The sequence below is a fragment of the Acidocella sp. MX-AZ02 genome (assembly GCF_000306035.1).
GTDB classification, from domain to species: Bacteria; Pseudomonadota; Alphaproteobacteria; order Acetobacterales; family Acetobacteraceae; genus Acidocella; species Acidocella facilis.
On the sequence record NZ_JH976208.1, the window covers coordinates 149132 to 153907 of the forward strand.

At 70.6% G+C, this 4776-nt stretch carries 2 protein-coding genes; both read right to left on the bottom strand.

Annotation, left to right across the window (positions count from 1 at the left end; all coding sequences use genetic code 11):
- Positions 1–1260: tetratricopeptide repeat protein (locus tag MXAZACID_RS20080; protein WP_008493950.1), on the bottom strand; the 1260-nt coding region annotated here is incomplete at its 3' end.
- Positions 1261–1271: 11 nt separating this feature from the next.
- On the bottom strand, positions 1272–4776 hold a 3505-nt coding region (locus MXAZACID_RS08950; protein ID WP_008493951.1), incomplete at its 5' end, for a hypothetical protein.

Here is a 4776-nt window from a genome sequence, read left to right on the forward strand (position 1 = left end):
GCTGGCCAGCACGGCGCGGGTGCGGTCCAGCCGCGCATCCAGGGAGGGCGGTTCCAGCCCGTTGGCGCTGGCGATGCGCCGGGCATTGGCGATGGCCGCGTCGCTGCCGGCCCGGTCGCCGATCCGCTCCAGCACCAGCGCCTGATAGCGCCAGGATTCGATCACCCCGAGCAAGGCCGCCTGCGTCACCGGGCTGTTCAGCGTCACCTGGTCGGCCAGCAGCGTATCCGCCCCCGCCGGCGCGCTGATCGAGAACAGCGCGTTATTCTGCGCGGCCTGCGGCTGCGCCTGCAACAAGGCTGGCGGCACCAGCGCGGCATAGGCTTGCCGGGCCTCCTGCAGCCGCGCCAGCGCGCGCTGGCTCTGCCCTTGGTTGAGCGCGTCCAGCGCCTCGTCATAGCGCAAAACCGCCGGCGCGGTGGGGTCGCTGGCGCGCGGTGCCAGTGCGGCGGCGGTGGCGAACTGCGCCTGGGCCTGGGCGTACAGGCCCTGGTTGGAAAGGTTGAGCCCCAGCGCCAGCATCGGGATCACCGTGCCGGGATTGTCCGCGCCGAGCTTCTTCTGCTGCAGCGCCAGCGCGGCGCGGTAGGCGATGACCGCGGCGGGGAAATTCTCCGCCTGATTGGCCTGCGCGCCCAGCGCCATCAGCGCGTCATACTGGCCGACATCGCCGGAGCTGAACGCATGCGCTGCCAGCCTTTGCGCCAGCAGCTGGTCGGATTGCGCGACCCCGGCCTGGCCGGCGGCGGCGGCGGGAACCCGGCCGCTGACCACGCCAATGCCGCGCTGCATCGCCGGCAGTGCGGGCTGCACGCCATCAGCGTAATAAACCTTGCCGTCGATCTCCGCCGCCAACGCCACATAGGGCCAGCCGCCGAAACGCTGGGTGCAGGGCAGAATTTCAGCCGGCACGCCATCGAGGATTCGCGCCGGCTGCGGCGCCTCGCAGACATAGGCGGCATCCAGCCCGGCCCGCCACGGGCTGCTGGCGGCAAGGCCAGGCAGGGTGGCCGCGCTGGCCGCGCCGCCAATCTGCACATGCGCACTCGGCTGGTCCCAGCTGCCGCAATAAATATCAGCCCGGCCATCGGCCAGCCTTTGCAGGGTGCAGCCCTCCCCGGCGCTGTTCTGCCCCACCGGCAGGCCGGTGCTGGTGCTGCTGGCCTGCTCATAGGCGCTGGCCGGCGGCTTGCTGCAGCCCGCCACCGTGAGCAGCAGCGCCAAGGCGGCGGGCGTGTGGATAAAACCTGCAATCCTCATGGCCTGCCCTTTTAAAAATCCCGCGCCGCGACCCCGGGCTGCGGCACATTCTTGTCCAGCTTCTTGCGCTTGCGCGGCGAGAGATCGAAATTCTGCAGCGGGCTGGCTTGCGGCAGCCCGGCAATGGGCAGGATGGTGCAGTTCACCGAGCCGATCGGGCAGGTATTGAACCGGTATCCCGGCTGCGGGAAGGGGAAGGCGGAGCCGTTACCGGCCGCGGTCGGGCCGGTGATGCTGCCGATGGAGCCGGTCATGTCGGTCGAGGCCGCGCTCACCACTTCCAGATGCAGCACGTTGATATTGCCGGTGATCACCCCGGCCGGTCCGCTGGCCAGGACCAGATCGGTATTCGGCGCGTCGAGCAGCCCCGGGGTCGGCGCCAGCGCGATGCTGCCGCTGCCGCCAAGGCGCATGAACAGGGCCGCGACCGGGCTGGCATTGCCGAGATAGGCGGCGAGATTCGGTCCGGAATCGATGTAGAAGGTCCCGGTGGAGACGATTGACGGGTCGCTGCTCACCAGCACGGAATCGATTCCGGTGCGCGGCTGGGTGGCCGTGCTGCTGATGGTGGAGCCGCTCAGGAACAGGCCGCCGGCCGGGTTGCCCTCCAGCGTCAATGCGCCGCTGGCGGTGATGCTGGCGACATTGGCGACCAGCGGGCCCAGCAGCGTCAGCGCCTCGCTGTCATTGAGCAGGATGGTTCCGCCCGGCATCAGGAAGCTGCCCAGCGTGGCGATGTCGCCCGGACCGGTGAAATTCGCCAGCTGGCCGGCGGTGCCGCTCAGCGTGCCGGCATCCAGGCTGCCCGCCAAGTGTAGAATCTCGCCGCTGGCCTGCAAAGCCAGCGCGCCGGTGATGTCGGTGGCGCCGGAGAGGGTGATCGAAGGGGCGCTGATCGTCGCCGTCGCCGCGCTGATCGACCCGCCGGTCTGCACCACCGCGCCGTTGGCGGTCAGCTTCAGGCTGTTGCCGATCCGCGCGGTGCCGCTGCTGGTGAAGCCGCCGGCGGCGCCCAGCGTGGCGTTCTGCGCGCTCAGCGTCCCCGCCAGCTCGTTGACATTGGCGATGCTCACATCGCCGCTCGCGGTGACATTGCCGAGCTGCGTGATGGCGGTGCCGCTCAGCGAGATGGCGCTGGCAACCGCATTGAAGACCGGCGTGCTGACCAGCCCGCCGGATTGGCCGATGGCGCCGCCGCTGGCCAGGTTGAGGGCCTGCCCGGCGGTGATATCGCCGCTCAGGGTGAGCGGGGTGCCGGTGGTCAGCTGCACCAGGCCGGTCGCCGCGAACGGCCCCAGCACCGGCACCAGATTGCCCGGCTGGCCGAAGCGGGCGTTGCCGCCGATGGTCCCGCCATCGCTGGTCAAGGCGGCGGCGGTGATGCTGCCGCCGGTCTGGGTGATGCTGCTGGCATCCCACAGCGCCAGCGTGCCGCCCAGCGCCACCGGCGCGCTGATGGCGAGCGCCGTGCCATCCGCCATCGCCAGCCCGCCGGCAGCGTTGAAATTGCCAAGCTGATCGATCCGGTTGGCGCCGCTATTGAGCACCGCGCCGCCGGAGAGGCTGCCCGTCCCGGTGGTCAGCAGCGCGGTGGTGATCGCGGCGCTGGCGCCCTCGCTGGCGCTGCCGCCATTCAGCTGCAAGGCGCTGCCGGCATCGAGGACGCCGTTCAGGGCCAGGCTCGGCGCATTCAGCGTCACCGTGCCGGCGCTGAGCGCGCCGGTTTGCGCCAGCACCGCGGCGCTGGTCAGGTCGATGGCGCCGGTCGCCGCCAGATCATTCACCACCGGGAACAGATTGCCCGGCTGGGCCATGATGATGTCGCCCTGCACGGTCCCCAGGCTGCTCAACGTGCCCGTACTCACCGCCCCGCCGCTTTGCAGGACGCTGCCGGTGCTGGCCAGCAGCAATGTGCCGGGAACCAGCACGGTGCCGGAGAGGTTCAAACCGTTGCTGGTCAGTATGGCATTGCCGGCGGAGAGGCTGCCGGCCTGGTTGAGGGCGCCGGCATCGCGCAGGCGCAGCGTGCCGGTAGCGCTGAAATTCGCCAGCGTGCCGATGCTGTTGCTGGCCGCATCGAGCGTCGCGTCGCCGCTGATATTGCCGGTCAACAGCGTGGCGTTGATGGAGCCGGTGGTCTCGGTCACGCCATTGCTGGCGATGAGCGCCAGCGTGCCGGCGGTGATCGGCGCCGCCAGCGTGAGGGTGCTGCCGGTGAGGCTGACCTGCTGGCCGCTGAGCGCGCTGGCCTGGGTGATCGCGCCGGCGCTGCGCAGCACCAGCCCGCCGCTGGTCGAAATCGGGCCGGTGATGGTCAGTGGCTGGGTGTCGGCCAGGGTGAAATTGCCGCTTCCGGGCGTCTGGGCGCTGCTCTGGGCGAAGCCGCCGCTGCCCAGCGTGAAGCTGCCGAGCGTGCCGAAGTTGTTGGTACCCTGGCCGAGATCGACATCGCCGACGATCTGCCCGCCTTGCTGCAGCAGGCTGGCGCTGAGCACATTGCCGGCGGTGGAGGTGATGCCGGCGCCGCTGGCCAGCGCCAGCGTGCCCGGCAGGCTCAGCGTGCCGGCGAAGCTTATGCCGTTGGCGGAGAGGGAGAGCAGCTTCGTCGACAGGCTGGCCGCCCCATCGGCGACGATGCCGCCTTGGGTGGAGATATCCAGCCGCGCCGCCGAGATCGCCCCCAGCAGCGTGCCGGACAGATCCAGCCCCGCCGCGCCGCCGCCCAGATCCACAGTGCGGGTGGCGGTCAGCGGCGAGATGTCCACGGTGCCGTTGCCGGCCTGGATCGCGCCGCCCGCATCGTTGATCGTATCGGCCGCCAGGCTGACATGCGGGCTGATCAGGGTGTTGCCCAGATCCAGGGTCGGCGCCGCGAGGGCGATGCTGCTGCCGGCACTGATCCCGCCCGCGACGCTGAGCGCGCCGGCATCGTTGATGGCGATGCCGCCGGCGGCGGTCAGGCCGGTGACGCTGGCGATGCTGTTGGCGCCGCCGGTCAGTGCGATGCTGCCCCCGCTGCCGGAGAGGCTGGAGAGGGTGAGCCCGTTGCCGCCGGTCTGGCTGATCGCGCCGCGCGCCGTCAGGCTCAGCGCGGTGGCGTTGATCTGGCCGTTCAGCGCCAGGCTGGTGCCGGTGAGGGCCAGATTGTTAGCACTGAGGTTGCCGGTCTGGGTCAGCCCGCCGGTGCTGTTCAGCGCGACGATGGCATTGGCGAAGGACACCGCGCCCTCGCTGAGGATGCTGTTGGCGGTGGCGCCGTCGGCGGCACCCAGCCTGATCACCGCGCCGCTGGCAAAGGCGCTGACCAGGGCTTGCGATAATTGCAACCCCGCCAGCCCGGTGCCGCCGAGATCGAGCCCGCCGCCATTATACGGGGCGATGGCGATGGTGCCGGCCGCCAGGCTGCCGCCAGTGCCTTCCACCAGGCCGGCGGTGACCAGCGCCAGGCTGGTGCTAGCACTCACCGGGCCGTTCAGCGTCATCGTGCCGGTATTGGCGATCAGCATGTCCCCGCCA